The 16,975-nt window shown below is 52.4% G+C and carries 17 protein-coding genes, 1 pseudogene and 1 other annotated feature; of the genes and pseudogenes, 10 read left to right on the forward strand and 8 right to left on the reverse strand.

The genetic code is table 11. The features are described from left to right. Nucleotides 1-87: 87 nt before the first annotated feature. Nucleotides 88-165, reverse strand: a pseudogene (locus ACFK9X_RS14975) (hypothetical protein); the annotation flags it as partial. A 159-nt stretch (nucleotides 166-324) separates the two neighbouring features. On the opposite strand from ACFK9X_RS14975, the gene sbcB reads away from it, so the two are divergent. Further along, the gene (gene sbcB, locus ACFK9X_RS14980; RefSeq protein ID WP_000216699.1) at nucleotides 325-1,755 is read left to right on the forward strand and encodes an exodeoxyribonuclease I; all 1,431 of its coding nucleotides are present in this window, start codon (nucleotides 325-327) and stop codon (nucleotides 1,753-1,755) included. 135 nt (nucleotides 1,756-1,890) lie between these two features. Here sbcB and plaP read toward each other — a convergent pair whose 3' ends face one another. From plaP to ACFK9X_RS15000, 4 genes are all read right to left on the reverse strand, one after another. Further along, on the reverse strand, nucleotides 1,891-3,249 hold the full coding sequence (gene plaP / locus ACFK9X_RS14985) for a putrescine/proton symporter PlaP (RefSeq protein ID WP_151116876.1): 1,359 nt from the start codon (nucleotides 3,247-3,249) through the stop codon (nucleotides 1,891-1,893). Next, a complete protein-coding gene (yoeI, locus tag ACFK9X_RS14990; protein WP_096335044.1) occupies nucleotides 3,239-3,301 on the reverse strand; it encodes a membrane protein YoeI in 63 nt (20 codons plus the stop codon). The genes plaP and yoeI overlap by 11 nt, the downstream gene beginning before the upstream one ends. A gap of 233 nt (nucleotides 3,302-3,534) precedes the next feature. Further along, nucleotides 3,535-4,449: a LysR family transcriptional regulator gene (locus tag ACFK9X_RS14995; protein WP_000803316.1), complete on the reverse strand. Its 915-nt coding sequence runs from the start codon at nucleotides 4,447-4,449 to the stop codon at nucleotides 3,535-3,537. A 45-nt stretch (nucleotides 4,450-4,494) separates the two neighbouring features. Further along, nucleotides 4,495-5,319 (reverse strand): SDR family oxidoreductase, encoded by an 825-nt coding sequence (locus ACFK9X_RS15000; protein ID WP_000754712.1) that lies wholly within the window; start codon nucleotides 5,317-5,319, stop codon nucleotides 4,495-4,497. A gap of 162 nt (nucleotides 5,320-5,481) precedes the next feature. Here ACFK9X_RS15000 and hisL point away from each other — a divergent pair, with 162 nt between their 5' ends. The 9 genes from hisL to hisIE all read left to right on the forward strand — a co-directional run bounded on the left by hisL (nucleotide 5,482) and on the right by hisIE (nucleotide 12,814). Then, nucleotides 5,482-5,532, forward strand: a complete 51-nt coding sequence (gene hisL, locus ACFK9X_RS15005; protein WP_001364200.1) for a his operon leader peptide — start codon at nucleotides 5,482-5,484, stop codon at nucleotides 5,530-5,532. After that, nucleotides 5,508-5,631, forward strand: a sequence feature (His leader region). (Overlaps the previous gene by 25 nt.) Nucleotides 5,632-5,677: 46 nt before the next feature. Continuing rightward, on the forward strand, nucleotides 5,678-6,577 hold the full coding sequence (hisG, locus tag ACFK9X_RS15010; protein ID WP_000886604.1) for an ATP phosphoribosyltransferase: 900 nt from the start codon (nucleotides 5,678-5,680) through the stop codon (nucleotides 6,575-6,577). Nucleotides 6,578-6,679: 102 nt separating this feature from the next. After that, nucleotides 6,680-7,984 (forward strand): histidinol dehydrogenase, encoded by a 1,305-nt coding sequence (gene hisD / locus ACFK9X_RS15015; RefSeq protein WP_151116878.1) that lies wholly within the window; start codon nucleotides 6,680-6,682, stop codon nucleotides 7,982-7,984. After that, nucleotides 7,981-9,060 (forward strand): histidinol-phosphate transaminase, encoded by a 1,080-nt coding sequence (gene hisC, locus ACFK9X_RS15020; RefSeq protein ID WP_151116880.1) that lies wholly within the window; start codon nucleotides 7,981-7,983, stop codon nucleotides 9,058-9,060. The genes hisD and hisC overlap by 4 nt, the downstream gene beginning before the upstream one ends. Beyond that, nucleotides 9,057-10,124: a bifunctional histidinol-phosphatase/imidazoleglycerol-phosphate dehydratase HisB gene (gene hisB / locus ACFK9X_RS15025; protein ID WP_000080044.1), complete on the forward strand. Its 1,068-nt coding sequence runs from the start codon at nucleotides 9,057-9,059 to the stop codon at nucleotides 10,122-10,124. The genes hisC and hisB overlap by 4 nt, the downstream gene beginning before the upstream one ends. Continuing rightward, a complete protein-coding gene (gene hisH, locus ACFK9X_RS15030; protein ID WP_001103591.1) occupies nucleotides 10,124-10,714 on the forward strand; it encodes an imidazole glycerol phosphate synthase subunit HisH in 591 nt (196 codons plus the stop codon). The genes hisB and hisH overlap by 1 nt, the downstream gene beginning before the upstream one ends. Next, complete coding sequence (hisA, locus tag ACFK9X_RS15035; protein WP_151116882.1) at nucleotides 10,714-11,451, forward strand: 1-(5-phosphoribosyl)-5-[(5-phosphoribosylamino)methylideneamino]imidazole-4-carboxamide isomerase; 738 nt, start codon at nucleotides 10,714-10,716, stop codon at nucleotides 11,449-11,451. The genes hisH and hisA overlap by 1 nt, the downstream gene beginning before the upstream one ends. Next, nucleotides 11,433-12,209, forward strand: coding sequence for an imidazole glycerol phosphate synthase subunit HisF (gene hisF / locus ACFK9X_RS15040; RefSeq protein ID WP_000880128.1), 777 nt, complete (start codon nucleotides 11,433-11,435; stop codon nucleotides 12,207-12,209). The genes hisA and hisF overlap by 19 nt, the downstream gene beginning before the upstream one ends. After that, nucleotides 12,203-12,814, forward strand: coding sequence for a bifunctional phosphoribosyl-AMP cyclohydrolase/phosphoribosyl-ATP diphosphatase HisIE (gene hisIE, locus ACFK9X_RS15045; RefSeq protein WP_000954852.1), 612 nt, complete (start codon nucleotides 12,203-12,205; stop codon nucleotides 12,812-12,814). Before hisF ends, hisIE begins: the two co-directional genes overlap by 7 nt. A gap of 95 nt (nucleotides 12,815-12,909) precedes the next feature. On the opposite strand, the gene wzzB is transcribed toward hisIE, so the two are convergent. From wzzB to gndA, 3 genes are all read right to left on the reverse strand, one after another. Then, entirely contained in the window at nucleotides 12,910-13,893 is a 984-nt protein-coding gene (gene wzzB / locus ACFK9X_RS15050) for an LPS O-antigen chain length determinant protein WzzB (protein WP_023207309.1), read from the reverse strand. Nucleotides 13,894-14,035: 142 nt separating this feature from the next. Beyond that, nucleotides 14,036-15,202 carry a UDP-glucose 6-dehydrogenase gene (gene ugd / locus ACFK9X_RS15055; protein WP_151116884.1) on the reverse strand — a complete coding sequence of 389 codons (1,167 nt, stop codon included), beginning with the start codon at nucleotides 15,200-15,202 and terminating at the stop codon, nucleotides 14,036-14,038. 235 nt (nucleotides 15,203-15,437) lie between these two features. Next, nucleotides 15,438-16,844: an NADP-dependent phosphogluconate dehydrogenase gene (gene gndA / locus ACFK9X_RS15060; RefSeq protein WP_151116886.1), complete on the reverse strand. Its 1,407-nt coding sequence runs from the start codon at nucleotides 16,842-16,844 to the stop codon at nucleotides 15,438-15,440. Nucleotides 16,845-16,975: the final 131 nt, after the last annotated feature.

Consider the following 16,975-nt stretch of genomic DNA (forward strand, 5'->3'; position numbering starts at 1 on the left):
TCCCTCTGTACATAGACCCGTTTTAGTCCATGCATTTTTTGAGATCCCGGCCAGATTGCCCCTGGCCTAAATTCCATACAGTACTAAATCAGAATCAGTAATTTCAGATGGACCGGAATATGGTTTACCATAGAGGGAGCGTAGTTTAGTGTCGCTGATGGTCATTTTAGTATTTTGTACTCAATGATTTTAATGTTTATGTACTCACCATCGCATGTACGAACATTAGCAACAATATCAATTGGTGTACAAATACAATCAATCAACGACAAAATAAAAGAATAAAATATTTCATATACAGATAACATCAGGCGTGTACATCAAGTGACAGTTAAAAACGACAGCATACAGAGCACATTCCTCTTCCACGATTACGAAACCTTCGGTACGCATCCGGCCCTCGACAGACCTGCGCAATTCGCCGCGCTCCGTACGGATAACGACTTCAACGTTATCGGCGAGCCGGAGGTGTTTTATTGCAAACCCGCCGATGATTATCTACCGCAGCCCGGCGCGGTGCTGATTACCGGCATCACGCCGCAGGAAGCGCGTGAGAAAGGAGAAAACGAAGCCGCTTTCGCCAGACGCATTCATGCGCTGTTTACCGTTCCTAAAACCTGCGTTGTGGGCTACAACAATGTGCGTTTTGATGATGAAGTCACGCGCAATATTTTTTATCGCAACTTTTACGATCCCTATGCCTGGAGCTGGCAGCATGATAATTCACGTTGGGATCTATTGGATGTCATGCGCGCCTGTTATGCGCTGCGCCCGGAGGGAATTAACTGGCCGGAAAACGACGACGGCCTGCCCAGCTTTCGTCTGGAACATTTAACCCAGGCGAACGGGATCGAACACAGCAACGCGCATGATGCGATGGCGGATGTCTACGCCACTATTGCGATGGCGCAACTGGTGAAAACACGCCAGCCGCGGCTGTTTGATTATCTTTATAGCCACCGCAGTAAACATAAACTGGCGGCGCTGATTGACGTCCCGCAAATGAAGCCGCTGGTGCATGTCTCCGGCATGTTTGGCGCGTGGCGCGGTAATACAAGCTGGGTCGCGCCGCTGGCGTGGCATCCTGAAAACCGTAACGCGGTGATCATGGTCGATTTAGCAGGCGATATTTCTCCTCTTCTTGAGCTGGACAGCGACACCCTTCGCGAGCGGCTTTATACGGCCAAAGCCGATCTTGGCGATCACGCCGCAGTGCCGGTAAAGCTGGTGCATATCAATAAATGTCCGGTACTGGCGCAGGCGAATACCTTGCGCCCGGAGGATGCCGACCGGCTGGGAATTAACCGCCAGCATTGCCTGGATAACCTGAAAGTGTTGCGTGAAAACCCGCAGGTTCGCGACAAAGTGGTGGCGATTTTCGCCGAAGCCGAACCTTTTGCCGCCTCGGATAACGTTGATGCCCAGCTCTATGATGGTTTTTTCAGCGATGCCGATCGCGCAGCCATGAAAATCGTACTCGAAACCGAGCCACGTAACCTGCCCGCGCTGGACATTACCTTTGTCGATAAGCGCATTGAGAAGCTGCTGTTTAATTACCGCGCACGCAATTTTCCCGGTACGCTGGATGACGCAGAGCAGCAGCGCTGGCTAGAGCATCGCCGTCAGGTGCTGACGCCGGAGTTTTTACAACAATATGCCAATGAATTGCAGATGCTTTCTCAGCAGTATGCGGAAGATAAAACGAAGCTGGGGTTGCTGAAATCACTGTGGCAGTACGCAACTGAGATTGTGTAATTGACCAATGCCTGACGAGCATTGTTAATCCAGAGCGGATAAAGAGTGACGCCGCCATCCGGTAAACATGCTGGATGACAAACAAAAAACCGGAGGCACTGCCTCCGGTTTTACTATTGCCGATAATACGCGCGATTACGCGACGTCTTCGTACTGTGGAACCGGGTTGCGGAAGCTTTTAGTTACGCACGCCAGATAAATCAGCCCGATACCCGCCCAGATCAGGCCCAGTACCATTGAGCTCTCTTCCAGGTTAACCCACAACGCACCAACCGTGAGCGCGCCGCACATGGGCAGGAACAGATACTGGAAGTGATCTTTCAACGTTTTATTACGCTTCTCACGGATCCAGAACTGCGAAATCACCGACAGGTTAACAAAGGTAAACGCGACCAGCGCACCAAAGTTAATCAGCGCCGTCGCCATCACCAGGTCAAAATTAATCGCCAGCAGCGCGATCGCCCCGACCAGGATGATGTTCATCGCTGGCGTACGCCATTTCGGATGAACGTAACCGAAGAAGCTTTTCGGGAATACGCCGTCGCGCCCCATTACGTACATCAGGCGCGCTACGCCTGCATGCGCCGCCATACCGGAAGCCAGTACGGTGATAGTAGAGAAGATCAGCGCGCCCACCTGGAAGGTTTTACCCGCCACGTACAGCATGATTTCCGGCTGAGACGCATCCGGATCTTTAAAGCGAGAGATATCCGGGAAGTACAATTGCAGGAAATAGGTTGCAAAGATGAAGATCAGGCCGCCAATCAGCGCGGTCAGAAAAATCGCACGCGGGATCACGCGCTCAGCATCTTTGGTCTCTTCCGACAGGTTACTGATGCCGTCAAAGCCGGTAAAGGAGAAGCACAGGATCGTCGCTCCCGTAATCATCGGGATAACGTGCGCATCGCCGGACCAGAACGGACGGGTGCTCGCCAGCGTACCGGCGCCTTCGCCTTCAAATACGCCATAAACCACCATGCCCAGAATGACCGCAATCAGCACCACCTGTAGCACTACAATCACGGTGTTGAAGTTAGCGACCGATTTGAGGCTGCGCAGGTTAAAGGCCGTCATAAAGGCCACCAGCGCCACGACAAACACCCATGACGGAATGGAGGGCACCAGCGCTTCAAAATAAATTTTCGCCAACAGAATGTTGATCATCGGCGCGAACAGATAATCGAGCAGAGAAGACCAACCCACCATAAAGCCAACGGTCGGGCTGATGGATTTCTGGGCATAGGTGTACGCCGAACCCGCGGAAGGATAGCGACGCACCAGTTTCCCGTAGCTCAACGCCGTAAACAGAATCGCGATTAACGCGAATGCATACGCCGTCGGTACGTGACCGTCAGTGAGGCCTGAAACGATACCAAATGTATCGAACAGCGTCATCGGCTGCATATAGGCAAGACCCATCATTACAACCGGAACTAACATAAGCGTTTTACGTAATTCCACGCGAGAGGTGTTTGGAGTAACGTTATGCGACATGGTCATTCTCCTTTACGGCGAATGCCGTCGCGTAAGCAAAAAATTGCCCCATTTTCTGGATTCCTCAGCGACAACAACTGTCGATTTTTAAGTAAGTATCTATCCGGTACGAAGCCCGGCCTCTTGGTATTGAATGATGTGTTTGAAGCAAAAAAATAACCGACGCGTATTAAAACGTCGGTTAGTGTCATTTTTTGCAAGCGGCGTATTCTGCCCTAAATTGAAGTGAAATGACAAGAGAATGCGAGCGCGTTCAAAAAATTATTTTTCATAAGCGATTGATTTTTAAACCGGCGATTTTGCATACACCCCAGCAATAGCATTATTTGCTAAAATTTCATCCCGCCACCAGCCGCTGGCCAGCCCGGCGGTCTGTTCATTCCAGCCAACCCACACCGGTTCATAGACGATTTGCGCCACAACTTTCTTCTCTATAAGCGCGCCGCTTTCCAAAAATCGCTGCGCCAGATAACGCGGTAAATAGCCGCATCCCAGGCCGCTAATTTGCAGCTCCAGCTTGGTTTTAAAATCAAACACGGTAATCGCTTCCTGAGCGTCGAGCAGTTCAGACCCTATTGATCGCGAGGAATGGACGCTATCGCCAACCACAATCGCGCGAAAACGTTTGATCGTCTGGCGGCTAAGCGGTTCCTCTTCATGAACCAGCGGATGATGTGGAGCGACAGCAAACACCAGTTCAAGATCGCCCAGTCTTGCAAAGCCAAAGCCGGTGTCAGGCGGCGGCGCGCGCATGGCGCCAACAATAATATCCGCCCTTCCCTGCGTCAGCGTCTCCCATGAACCGCCGAGAACGCCATTGACAAATTTAAGGCGCGTCACGCTGTGGCGTTGATAAAAAGCGTCGATAAGCGGGGCCAGAAGAGAAAAGGGAAAGGTATCATCCACACCGATGACCAGTTCGTTCTCCCAGCCTTCATGCAGTTTAATCGCCTGCTTTTCCAGCTCGCGAACGGTGTGCAGCACTTCACGGCCTTTTTCCAGTAGCATCTTACCGGTTCGCGTAAATCGTGCGCGATGCCCGCTACGGTCGAGCAGTTGGATATTAAGATCGTTTTCCAGCTTATGAACGGTATAACTGAGGGCGGACGGCGTTTTAAATAATTTTGCCGACGCCGCCGCGAAGCTGCCTTCTTTTTCTAACGCATCAAGAATAATCAGAACGTCCAGCAGTGGTTTCATACTCGTCCCCTTGCGCTATATGGCGACCACCTGCTGGACAGCGACTCACTCCATCGGCATCACCAGCGGATCGGGATATTGATATTCAAATCCCAGCTCATTACAAATCCGGCTACCGTCGATAATCTTCCCTTTGCCGTTGTCCGGTGCGTCACGAAAATGCGGCGGCGCCATTCCCAGCAAGCGCGTCATTTGCGGATAAAACACGTTGCGGGCTGGATGCGCCGGCGCACATATATTATAGATGTGCCCCCCTTTTGGCGCCTGTAGCAAGAGGGTAATTGCGCCAACCACGTCTTCAAGATGCACCAGATTGACCCCGTGTTGACCATCCGGCGCGGTTTTTCCGGCAAAGAAACGACCGGGATGGCGTCCAGGCCCGACCAACCCCGCCAGCCGCAGAATATCTACTGACGTGCCCGGCAGATTATGCAGCCAATCTTCCAGTTCCTTCAGGGTACGCCCGCTGGCCGTGACCGGATTACGCGGCGTATTCTCTTTCACCACGCCTTGCGCATCGCCGTAAACAGACGTCGAACTGGTAAAAATAATACGCGGGATACGATAAGCCAGCGCGCTGTCGACCAGCTCCTGCATCGCCTGCAGATAAAAATCCTCTCCTGGACCGCTACGGCGCGCGGGCAGTGTTATCACCAGCGCATCGACATCCAGCAGAGCGTCAAGATCGTCCGCCTCACAGACCAGCTCCGGCTCCAGACGCAGCGGATAGCTTTCAATTCCACTCATACGGGCCGCTTCCACCCCGTCAAGGGTGGTTTTGCTGCCGGTAACCTGCCAGCCTCTCGCTGCCAGCGACATTGCCAGCGGCATGCCTAACCAACCTAAACCGACAATTGCGACCTTTTTCATCCATTTTCTCCTGACTTTAACGCCTTATACATAAGGCTACGCCAGCCCGCCGTGACTGACAATTCATACTATAAATGCGAAATGAAAAAAGCGCTTGCTTTAAGGCGTAAAAGTGGTTTAGGTTAAAAGGTATCAAATGAATAAGCATTCATCGGAATTTTTATGACACGCGTTCAATTTAAACACCACCATCATCACCATCATCCTGACTAGTCTTTCAGGCGATGTGTGCTGGAAGACATTCAGATCTTCCAGTGGTGCATGAACGCATGAGAAAGCCCCCGGAAGATCATCTTCCGGGGGCTTTTTTTTGGCGCGCGATACAGACCGGTTCAGACAGGATAAAGAGGAACGCAGAATGTTAGACAACACCCGCTTACGCATAGCTATTCAGAAATCAGGCCGTTTAAGCGATGATTCACGAGAATTGCTGGCCCGCTGCGGCATAAAAATTAATTTACACACTCAGCGCCTGATTGCGATGGCGGAAAACATGCCGATTGATATCCTGCGCGTGCGTGATGATGACATTCCGGGTCTGGTGATGGATGGCGTGGTCGATCTCGGCATTATCGGCGAAAACGTGCTGGAAGAAGAGCTACTCAACCGCCGCGCGCAGGGCGAAGATCCACGCTATTTAACCCTGCGCCGTCTTGACTTCGGCGGCTGCCGTTTATCACTGGCAACGCCGGTTGACGAAGCCTGGGACGGCCCGGCGGCGCTGGACGGTAAACGTATCGCTACCTCTTATCCGCACCTCCTCAAACGCTACCTCGACCAGAAAGGCGTCTCTTTTAAATCGTGTCTGTTAAATGGTTCTGTCGAAGTCGCGCCGCGCGCGGGGCTGGCCGACGCTATCTGCGATTTGGTCTCTACCGGCGCGACGCTTGAAGCTAACGGCCTGCGTGAAGTCGAAGTTATCTACCGCTCTAAAGCCTGTCTGATTCAGCGCGACGGTGAGATGGCACAGAGCAAGCAGCAGCTGATCGATAAATTGCTGACCCGTATTCAGGGCGTGATTCAGGCGCGCGAATCGAAATACATCATGATGCACGCGCCAAGTGAACGCCTGGAAGAGGTTATCGCCCTGCTGCCAGGCGCTGAAAGGCCGACAATTCTGCCGCTGGCGGGCGAGCAACAGCGCGTGGCGATGCACATGGTCAGCAGCGAAACGCTGTTCTGGGAAACCATGGAGAAACTGAAAGCGCTTGGCGCCAGCTCGATTCTGGTACTGCCGATCGAGAAGATGATGGAGTGATCTGACGCCTGATGGCGCTGCGCTTATCAGGCCTACGTAATGCGTTGATATTTTGGGTTCTGTAGGCCAGATAAGGCGGAACCCTGTGATGGAGTAAAGACCATGAGTTTCAATACCCTGATTGACTGGAACAGCTGTAGCCCTGAACAGCAGCGTGCGCTGCTGACGCGTCCGGCGATTTCCGCCTCTGACAGTATTACCCGGACGGTCAGCGATATTCTGGATAATGTAAAAACGCGCGGTGACGATGCCCTGCGTGAATACAGCGCTAAATTTGATAAAACAGAAGTGACAGCGCTACGCGTCACCCCTGAAGAGATCGCCGCCGCCGGCGCGCGTCTGACCGACGAATTAAAACAGGCGATGGCCGCTGCCGTCAAAAATATTGAAACGTTCCATTCCGCGCAGACGCTACCGCCTGTAGATGTGGAAACCCAGCCAGGCGTGCGTTGCCAGCAGGTTACGCGTCCCGTCGCGTCTGTCGGTCTGTATATTCCCGGCGGCTCGGCTCCGCTCTTCTCAACGGTGCTGATGCTGGCGACGCCGGCGCGCATTGCAGGATGCCAGAACGTGGTTCTGTGCTCGCCACCGCTCATCGCTGATGAAATCCTCTATGCGGCGCAACTGTGTGGCGTGCAGGAAATCTTTAACGTCGGCGGCGCGCAGGCGATTGCCGCTCTGGCCTTCGGCAGCGAGTCCGTACCGAAAGTGGATAAAATTTTTGGCCCCGGCAACGCCTTTGTAACCGAAGCCAAGCGTCAGGTCAGCCAGCGCCTCGACGGCGCGGCTATCGATATGCCTGCCGGGCCGTCTGAAGTGCTGGTGATCGCCGACAGCGGCGCAACACCGGATTTCGTCGCTTCTGACCTGCTCTCCCAGGCAGAACACGGTCCGGATTCGCAGGTGATCCTGCTGACGCCTGATGCTGACATTGCCCGCAAGGTGGCGGAGGCGGTAGAACGTCAACTTGCAGAACTGCCGCGCGCGGACACCGCCCGGCAGGCCCTGAGCGCCAGTCGTCTGATTGTGACCAAAGATTTAGCGCAGTGCGTCGCCATCTCTAATCAGTATGGGCCGGAACACTTAATCATCCAGACGCGCAATGCGCGCGATTTGGTGGATGCGATTACCAGCGCAGGCTCGGTATTTCTCGGCGACTGGTCGCCGGAATCCGCCGGTGATTACGCTTCCGGAACCAACCATGTCTTACCGACCTATGGCTATACTGCTACCTGTTCCAGCCTTGGGTTAGCGGATTTCCAGAAACGGATGACCGTTCAGGAACTGTCGAAAGCGGGCTTTTCCGCTCTGGCATCAACCATTGAAACATTGGCGGCGGCAGAACGTCTGACCGCCCATAAAAATGCCGTGACCCTGCGCGTAAACGCCCTCAAGGAGCAAGCATGAGCACTGAAAATACTCTCAGCATCGCTGACTTAGCCCGTGAAAATGTCCGCAACCTGGTACCGTATCAGTCCGCCCGCCGTCTGGGCGGTAACGGCGATGTCTGGCTGAACGCGAATGAATTCCCGACAGCGGTGGAGTTTCAGCTCACCCAACAAACGCTTAACCGCTACCCGGAATGCCAGCCAAAGGCCGTGATTGAAAACTACGCGCAATATGCTGGCGTAAAGCCGGAGCAGGTGCTGGTCAGCCGCGGCGCGGATGAAGGGATCGAGCTGGTGATCCGCGCCTTCTGTGAACCGGGGAAAGACGCCATTCTCTACTGTCCGCCCACTTACGGTATGTACAGCGTCAGCGCCGAAACCATTGGCGTAGAGCGCCGGACGGTTCCCGCGCTTGAAAACTGGCAGCTGGATCTACAGGGGATTTCCGACAACCTTGACGGCACAAAAGTGGTATTCGTTTGTAGCCCCAATAACCCCACCGGGCAACTTATCAACCCGCAGGATCTGCGCACGCTGCTGGAGTTGACACGCGGTAAAGCGATAGTCGTCGCCGACGAAGCTTATATTGAGTTTTGCCCACAGGCCACGCTGACAGGCTGGCTGGTTGAATATCCTCATCTGGTTATGCTGCGCACATTGTCGAAAGCTTTTGCGCTGGCGGGTCTGCGCTGCGGCTTTACGCTGGCTAATGAAGAGGTGATCAACCTGCTGTTAAAAGTGATCGCCCCTTATCCGCTTTCTACGCCAGTGGCGGATATCGCCGCCCAGGCGCTGAGTCCGCAGGGAATAAACGCAATGCGCGATCGCGTGGCGCAGACAGTGCAGGAACGTCAGTATCTGGTGAATGCCCTGCAACAGACCGCCTGCGTAGAACACGTCTTTGACTCTGAAACCAACTATATTCTGGCGCGGTTTACCGCCTCCAGCAGCGTGTTTAAATCCTTATGGGATCAGGGCATTATCTTACGCGATCAGAATAAACAACCTTCTTTAAGCGGCTGCCTGCGGATTACGGTCGGCACCCGCCAGGAAAACCAGCGCGTCATTGACGCCTTACGTGCGGAGCCAGTATGAGTCAGAAGTATCTTTTCATCGACCGGGACGGAACCTTGATTTCCGAACCGCCAAGCGATTTTCAGGTAGACCGCTTTGATAAACTGGCCTTTGAGCCAGAGGTGATTCCCGTATTGCTGAAGCTGCAAAAAGCCGGTTTTAAGCTGGTGATGATCACTAACCAGGATGGACTTGGCACGCAAAGCTTCCCGCAGGCGGACTTCGACGGACCGCACAACCTGATGATGCAGATTTTCACCTCTCAGGGCGTATGCTTTGATGAGGTGCTGATCTGCCCTCACCTGCCCGCAGACGATTGCGACTGCCGCAAGCCCAAAGTGAAGCTGGTGGAGCGTTATCTTGCGGAACAAGCGATGGATAGCGCTAACAGCTATGTGATTGGCGATCGTGCGACCGATATCCAGCTCGCTGATAATATGGGCATTACTGGTTTACGCTATCACCGTGAAACGCTGAACTGGACGATGATTGGCGAACAGCTAACGAAACGCGATCGTTATGCGCATGTGGTCCGCAACACCAAAGAAACACAGATTGATGTCAGCGTCTGGCTGGATCGCGAAGGCAACAGCAAGATTAATACCGGCGTCGGCTTCTTTGACCATATGCTCGATCAAATCGCCACCCACGGCGGCTTTCGCATGGAGATTACCGTTAAGGGTGATCTCTATATCGACGATCACCACACGGTAGAAGATACCGGACTGGCGCTCGGTGAGGCATTAAAACTGGCACTCGGCGACAAGCGCGGTATCTGCCGTTTTGGCTTTGTACTACCGATGGATGAATGTCTGGCGCGCTGCGCGCTGGATATTTCCGGTCGTCCGCATCTGGAATATAAAGCTGAATTTACCTACCAGCGTGTGGGCGATTTGAGCACAGAGATGATTGAACACTTTTTCCGCTCACTCTCTTACACGATGGGCGTCACTCTGCATCTCAAGACTAAAGGTAAAAACGATCACCACCGTGTCGAAAGTTTGTTTAAAGCCTTTGGTCGGACGCTACGCCAGGCTATTCGCGTGGAGGGCGATACATTACCGTCCTCGAAAGGAGTGCTGTGATGAACGTCGTCATCCTTGACACCGGCTGCGCCAATTTAAGCTCGGTAAAATCCGCCGTGGCGCGCCACGGTTACACCCCGGTGGTCAGCCGCGAAGCGGAAATCGTATTACGCGCTGACAAACTCTTTCTGCCCGGCGTCGGCACGGCGCAGGCCGCTATGGATCAACTGCGCGAACGTGAACTGATCGACTTAATTAAAGCGTGTACTCAGCCGGTACTGGGTATCTGCTTAGGGATGCAACTGCTGGGTCGTCGCAGCGAAGAGACGCGCGGCGTGGATCTGCTGAACATTATCGAACAAGACGTGCCGAAAATGACCGACTTTGGTCTGCCGCTGCCGCACATGGGCTGGAATCGCGTGTATCCGCAGGCGGGCAACCGGCTGTTTCAGGGCATTGAAGATGGCGCCTATTTTTACTTTGTTCACAGCTACGCGATGCCGGTCAACCCGTGGACTATCGCCCAGTGCAATTACGGCGAGCCGTTTACCGCGGCGGTACAGAAAGATAATTTCTTCGGCGTACAGTTCCATCCGGAACGTTCGGGCGCGGCGGGCGCACAGTTGCTGAAAAACTTCCTGGAGATGTAATGATTATTCCGGCATTAGATTTAATTGACGGCACCGTGGTGCGTCTCCACCAGGGCGACTACGCCCGGCAGCGGGATTACGGTAACGATCCCCTGCCCCGTTTGCAGGATTACGCCGCCCAGGGCGCCGGGTTGCTGCATCTGGTAGATCTGACCGGCGCTAAAGATCCGGCTAAGCGACAGATACCGCTGATTAAAACCCTGGTCGCGGGCGTGAACGTGCCTGTTCAGGTCGGCGGCGGCGTGCGTACCGAAGAAGACGTTGCGGCATTACTGAAAGCTGGCGTTGCCCGTGTGGTCATCGGTTCAACGGCGGTGAAATCCCCTGACGTGGTGAAAGGCTGGTTTGAACGTTTTGGCGCGCAGGCGCTGGTACTGGCGCTGGACGTTCTCATAGACGAACACGGCAACAAGCAGGTGGCGGTTAGCGGCTGGCAGGAAAATTCCGGCGTCTCGCTGGAACAACTGGTGGAGACCTATCTCCCCGTCGGTCTGAAACATGTACTGTGTACCGATATTTCTCGCGACGGCACGCTGGCGGGCTCTAACGTGTCGCTGTATGAAGAGGTATGCGCCAGATATCCGCAGATCGCCTTTCAATCCTCCGGCGGTATTGGCAATATCGATGATATTGCCGCCCTGCGCGGCACCGGCGTGCGCGGCGTGATTGTCGGACGCGCTCTGTTAGAAGGGAAATTTACCGTTAAGGAGGCCATCCAATGCTGGCAAAACGTATAATTCCGTGTCTGGATGTTCGTGATGGTCAGGTGGTGAAAGGCGTACAGTTTCGCAACCATGAGATCATTGGCGATATCGTTCCGCTGGCCAAACGCTATGCCGACGAAGGCGCGGACGAACTGGTGTTCTATGACATTACCGCCTCCAGCGATGGTCGCGTAGTCGATAAAAGCTGGGTGGCGCGCGTTGCCGAGGTGATCGACATTCCGTTTTGTGTAGCGGGCGGTATCCGGTCAATTGACGACGCCGCCAAAATTCTTTCTTTCGGGGCGGATAAGATCTCTATCAACTCCCCGGCGCTGGCTGACCCAACGCTGATTACCCGTCTGGCTGACCGTTTTGGCGTACAGTGTATTGTCGTCGGGATTGATACCTGGTTTGACGACGCCACGGGGAAATACCATGTTAACCAGTATACCGGCAATGAAAACCGTACCCGCGTGACGCAGTGGGAGACGCTGGACTGGGTGCAAGAGGTACAACAGCGCGGCGCGGGGGAAATCGTCCTGAATATGATGAACCAGGACGGCGTGCGTAACGGTTACGATCTGACGCAGTTGAAAAAAGTCCGTGACGTTTGCCGCGTGCCGCTGATCGCCTCCGGCGGCGCGGGCACGATGGAACACTTCCTTGAGGCATTCCGTGATGCCGATGTCGACGGCGCGCTTGCCGCCTCCGTTTTTCACAAGCAAATCATCAATATTGGCGAATTAAAAGCGTACCTAGCAGGCCAGGGCGTGGAGATCAGGATATGTTAACAGAGCAACAACGCCGCGAGCTGGACTGGGAAAAAACCGATGGCCTGATGCCAGCCATCGTGCAACATGCGGTATCCGGCGAAGTATTGATGCTGGGCTATATGAACCAACAAGCGCTGGACAAAACCATTGAATCCGGCCATGTCACGTTCTTCTCACGCACGAAACAGCGTTTATGGACCAAAGGCGAAACCTCAGGCCATGTGCTGAATGTCGTCAGCATTGCGCCAGATTGCGACAACGATACACTGCTGGTGCTGGCAAACCCTGTCGGGCCGACCTGCCACAAAGGTACCAGCAGCTGCTTTGGCGACGCCAGCCATCAATGGTTATTCCTGTATCAACTGGAGCAGCTACTGGCAGAGCGCAAAACCGCCGATCCGGCCAGCTCTTACACGGCGAAACTGTACGCCAGCGGTACTAAACGTATTGCACAAAAAGTTGGCGAAGAAGGTGTAGAAACCGCGCTGGCGGCCACCGTCAATGATCGTTTTGAATTAACCAATGAAGCGTCTGATTTGATGTACCACCTGCTGGTGCTGTTGCAGGATCAGGATCTCAACCTCACCACCGTGATCGACAATCTTCGTAAGCGTCATCAATAAGCGTAAAAAAAACCAGGCAATGCCCGGTTTTTTAGTGAGAAATTTTACCTTTCGTAGCCGGATAAGGCACTTGTGCCGCCATCCGGCAAAGAAGCTTACAAGGCTTTTGGCTTATAGCTACGTAGCGCATTGCGCCCCAGCACAATCCCGGCGCCGATCATCCCGCCCAGCAACACAGCCAGCACGAGGGTAATGGCTTTTTTCGGGCTATCGCGACGGACCGGCAGCGTCGGCTTCATCACATAACGATAGACGTGCACCGTATCGGCAGTCACTTTCAGATTTTTAATGTCCAGCAGTGTCTGCTTCGTCTGGTAATAGGCCGGAGAAAAGACCAGTGGACGCGTCGCTTCGTTCTGTATCATCGATTTTAGCGCATCGCTCCCCAGCAGGAACATCGTGTCCTGGGTAACATCCTGGGTTTGCTGAATCTGCGGCTGCGTGATTTTGGCCTCATCCGCATAGCGCAACGCTTCTTCGATTTGCTTAATACGCAGATCTTTTTGCTCCTGCGCCACAACTTCCTGCGTCTCAAGGGACTCCTGCAACGTTTTGGTTTGCAGCGTGATGTTATCTTTCAGGTCAACTTCCAGTTCCTTAGCGACCTCTTCATCCACCTGTTGGATATATTCCGCCAGCCGACGCTGCGCCCCTTCAGCGGTAGTGCTCACATAAGAAACCGAGAGCGGCAGCGTCTGCCCCTTTACCGACTGTTCAATGGTGAGCTTTTCCCGCTCTTTCTGATTATCCAGCGCTTCCGATAATGCGGAAAACGCAGAACTAAAGCGGCTTATAAAATTCGCCTGCACTTCAGAGATTTTGGGGGCATTCCCGCCATACAAGACGTTGAGCGCGTTGGTATAGGTGGCAACCTGCGCGGCATCAGGTTGGGTAATAATCGCCGTGGATGTCCATTTTTCTTTGGCTATCATCAGGTAGCCTACGGCCAGCAAAATGGCGATAATAACGGCTACAATAATGGTCATCTTCCCACGCCATAACTGTAGCAATAACTCAATCAAATCAATCTGTTCCGGATCGTTCCCACGCCCGGAAGACGTATTACTATCCACTGTCATAGATACCCTAACTAAAAAAAGGATGAAGCTGGAGACAGTGTAGTCATAAAGCAAATATATGCCATAGGATTAATGATAAAAATCAGACATTATTTCCATATGGTCAATAAATCATCGGGACTCATCAGCCCCGATTGCCTTATTAATCACTACCGAAAAGATCGCGGGTATACACTTTTTCAGCAACATCCAAAAGCTCTGCCGCCATCCTGTTGGAAATAATGACATCCGCCTGCTGTTTAAAGCAGTGCAAATCACGTTCAAGACGTGAGTTAAAGAAAGTATCTTCTTCCATTACCGGCTCATAGATGATGACCTCTACGCCTTTCGCTTTAATGCGCTTCATAATCCCCTGAATCGATGAGGCGCGGAAGTTATCGGAGCCACTCTTCATAATCAGGCGATAAATGCCCACCACTTTAGGCTTTCTGGCGAGGATAGCGTCGGCAATAAAATCTTTACGCGTACGGTTTGCTTCAACGATAGCGGAGATAATATTATTAGGCACCGACTGATAATTGGCCAGCAACTGTTTGGTATCTTTTGGCAAACAATATCCGCCATAACCAAAAGAGGGATTATTATAATGATTGCCAATACGCGGGTCGAGGCACACCCCTTCAATAATTTGTCGGGTATTTAATCCTAACGTTTCAGCATAGCTGTCTAATTCATTAAAATAAGCGACTCGCATAGCGAGATAAGTATTGGCGAAAAGTTTAATAGCTTCCGCCTCAGTGGAGTCCGTAAACAGCGTTGGAATCTCCTGTTTAATAGCGCCTTCCTGGAGTAATGCGGCAAATTCTCTGGCGCGCTCAGACTGTTCCCCAATCACGATACGGGAGGGATAAAGGTTATCGTAAAGGGCTTTACCTTCACGTAAAAACTCCGGAGAGAAAATGATATTTTCTGTCGCAAACTTCTGACGCATTGCCGCCGTGAAGCCAACCGGCACCGTAGACTTAATAATCATCACGGCTGCGGGGTTGATGCTGCTCACATCCTGAATGACCGATTCCACACTGGACGTATTAAAATAGTTGGTTTTGGGATCGTAATCCGTAGGCGTAGCAATGATGACGTAATCTGCATTCTGGTACGCATCAAACTTATCCAGCGTTGCCCTGAATCTGATGTTATCTTCCTTTAAAAATTGCTGAATTTCTTTATCAACAATCGGAGATATCCGATCATTTAACAGTTCAACACGGGAAGGAACAATGTCTAACGCCACCACATCATGATGTTGTGCAATAAGCAAACCATTAGACAAGCCAACATACCCCGTCCCGGATATCGTGATTTTCATTATTCGCTCTCAGAATTAACTTAATTATGAATCATGATGTATTTCGCATCCTGATAAGATATTAAAGTTTTAACGCCTGAGTATATAAAGTGCAACGCAGACGAAAACAATTCAGATTATCTTCATTACGATAAACACAGATTATTAAGTTAATATTAAGTAAAAGCGATAAATCAATAAGAATAGAGATAAAAAAAAGCCCGGCATTAAACCGGGCTTAAACATTTTGCAGAAATTATTCCAACCATTCGGTATGGAAAACACCTTCTTTATCAGTACGTTTATAGGTGTGCGCACCAAAGTAGTCACGCTGCGCCTGAATTAAGTTAGCTGGCAGTACTGCGGCGCGATAGCTGTCATAGTAGGCCACTGCCGCAGAGAATGTCGGCACCGGAATGCCGTTCTGCACCGCGTAAGCCACAACATCACGCAGCGCCTGCTGGTACTCATCAGCAATTTTCTTGAAGTAAGGCGCTAACAGCAAATTGGCAATACCAGCGTTTTCTGCGTAAGCATCGGTGATTTTCTGCAGGAACTGAGCGCGAATGATACAGCCCGCACGGAAAATCTTAGCAATCTCGCCGTAGTTGAGATCCCAGTGATATTCATCAGACGCGGCGCGTAGCTGCGAGAAGCCCTGCGCATAGGAGACGATCTTGCCAAGATACAGCGCGCGACGCACTTTCTCGATAAATTCAGCTTTGTCGCCTGCCGGCTGCGCTTTCGGCCCGGAGAGCACTTTAGATGCGGCAACACGTTGCGCTTTCAACGAAGAGATGTCACGCGCAAAGACGGATTCGGTAATCAGCAACAGCGGTTCGCCCAGATCCAGCGCGCTCTGGCTGGTCCATTTACCGGTCCCTTTGTTGGCGGCTTCATCAAGAATGACATCCACCAGGTAGTTTCCGTCTTCATCTTTTTTAGTGAAGATGTCTTTAGTGATGTCGATCAGATAACTGCTCAGCTCGCCGTTATTCCACTCAGTAAAAGTGTTCGCCAACTCTTCATTGCTGAGGTTCAGGCCGCCTTTCAGCAGGGAGTAAGCTTCAGCGATAAGCTGCATATCGCCATATTCAATACCATTGTGGACCATCTTGACGTAGTGACCCGCACCATCGGCGCCGATATAGGTCACGCACGGTTCGCCATCTTCCGCCACAGCAGCAATCTTCGTCAGGATCGGCGCCACCAGTTCATAGGCATCTTTCTGACCGCCAGGCATGATAGATGGCCCTTTCAGCGCGCCCTCTTCACCACCGGAAACACCGGTACCGATAAAGTTAAAACCTTCCGCAGACAGCTCACGATTGCGACGGATTGTGTCCTGGAAGAAGGTGTTACCGCCATCAATAATGATATCGCCTTTTTCCAGATACGGTTTCAGCGAATCGATAGCTGCATCAGTACCTGCGCCCGCTTTCACCATTAACAGGATACGACGAGGCGTTTCGAGGGATTCAACAAACTCTTTCACCGTGTAATAAGGCACCAGCTTTTTGCCGGGATTCTCGGCAATCACTTCTTCGGTCTTTTCACGGGAGCGGTTGAAAACGGAGACGGTATAACCACGGCTTTCGATGTTGAGCGCGAGGTTGCGCCCCATCACTGCCATACCGACGACGCCGATCTGTTGCTTGGACATTACATACTCCTGTCAGGTGTGGAAACCCTGCCACAAACGGTCATGGCAGGTTAAAGGTGAATAGTATGTTAACTCAAAGGTATGATATTAAGGTAGCGATTGATGCGTTCAGATTTTACGCAGGCTATTTT

The sequence above is a fragment of the Salmonella sp. WC3 genome, assembly GCF_042932255.1.
Taxonomy (GTDB): domain Bacteria; phylum Pseudomonadota; class Gammaproteobacteria; order Enterobacterales; family Enterobacteriaceae; genus Salmonella; species Salmonella enterica.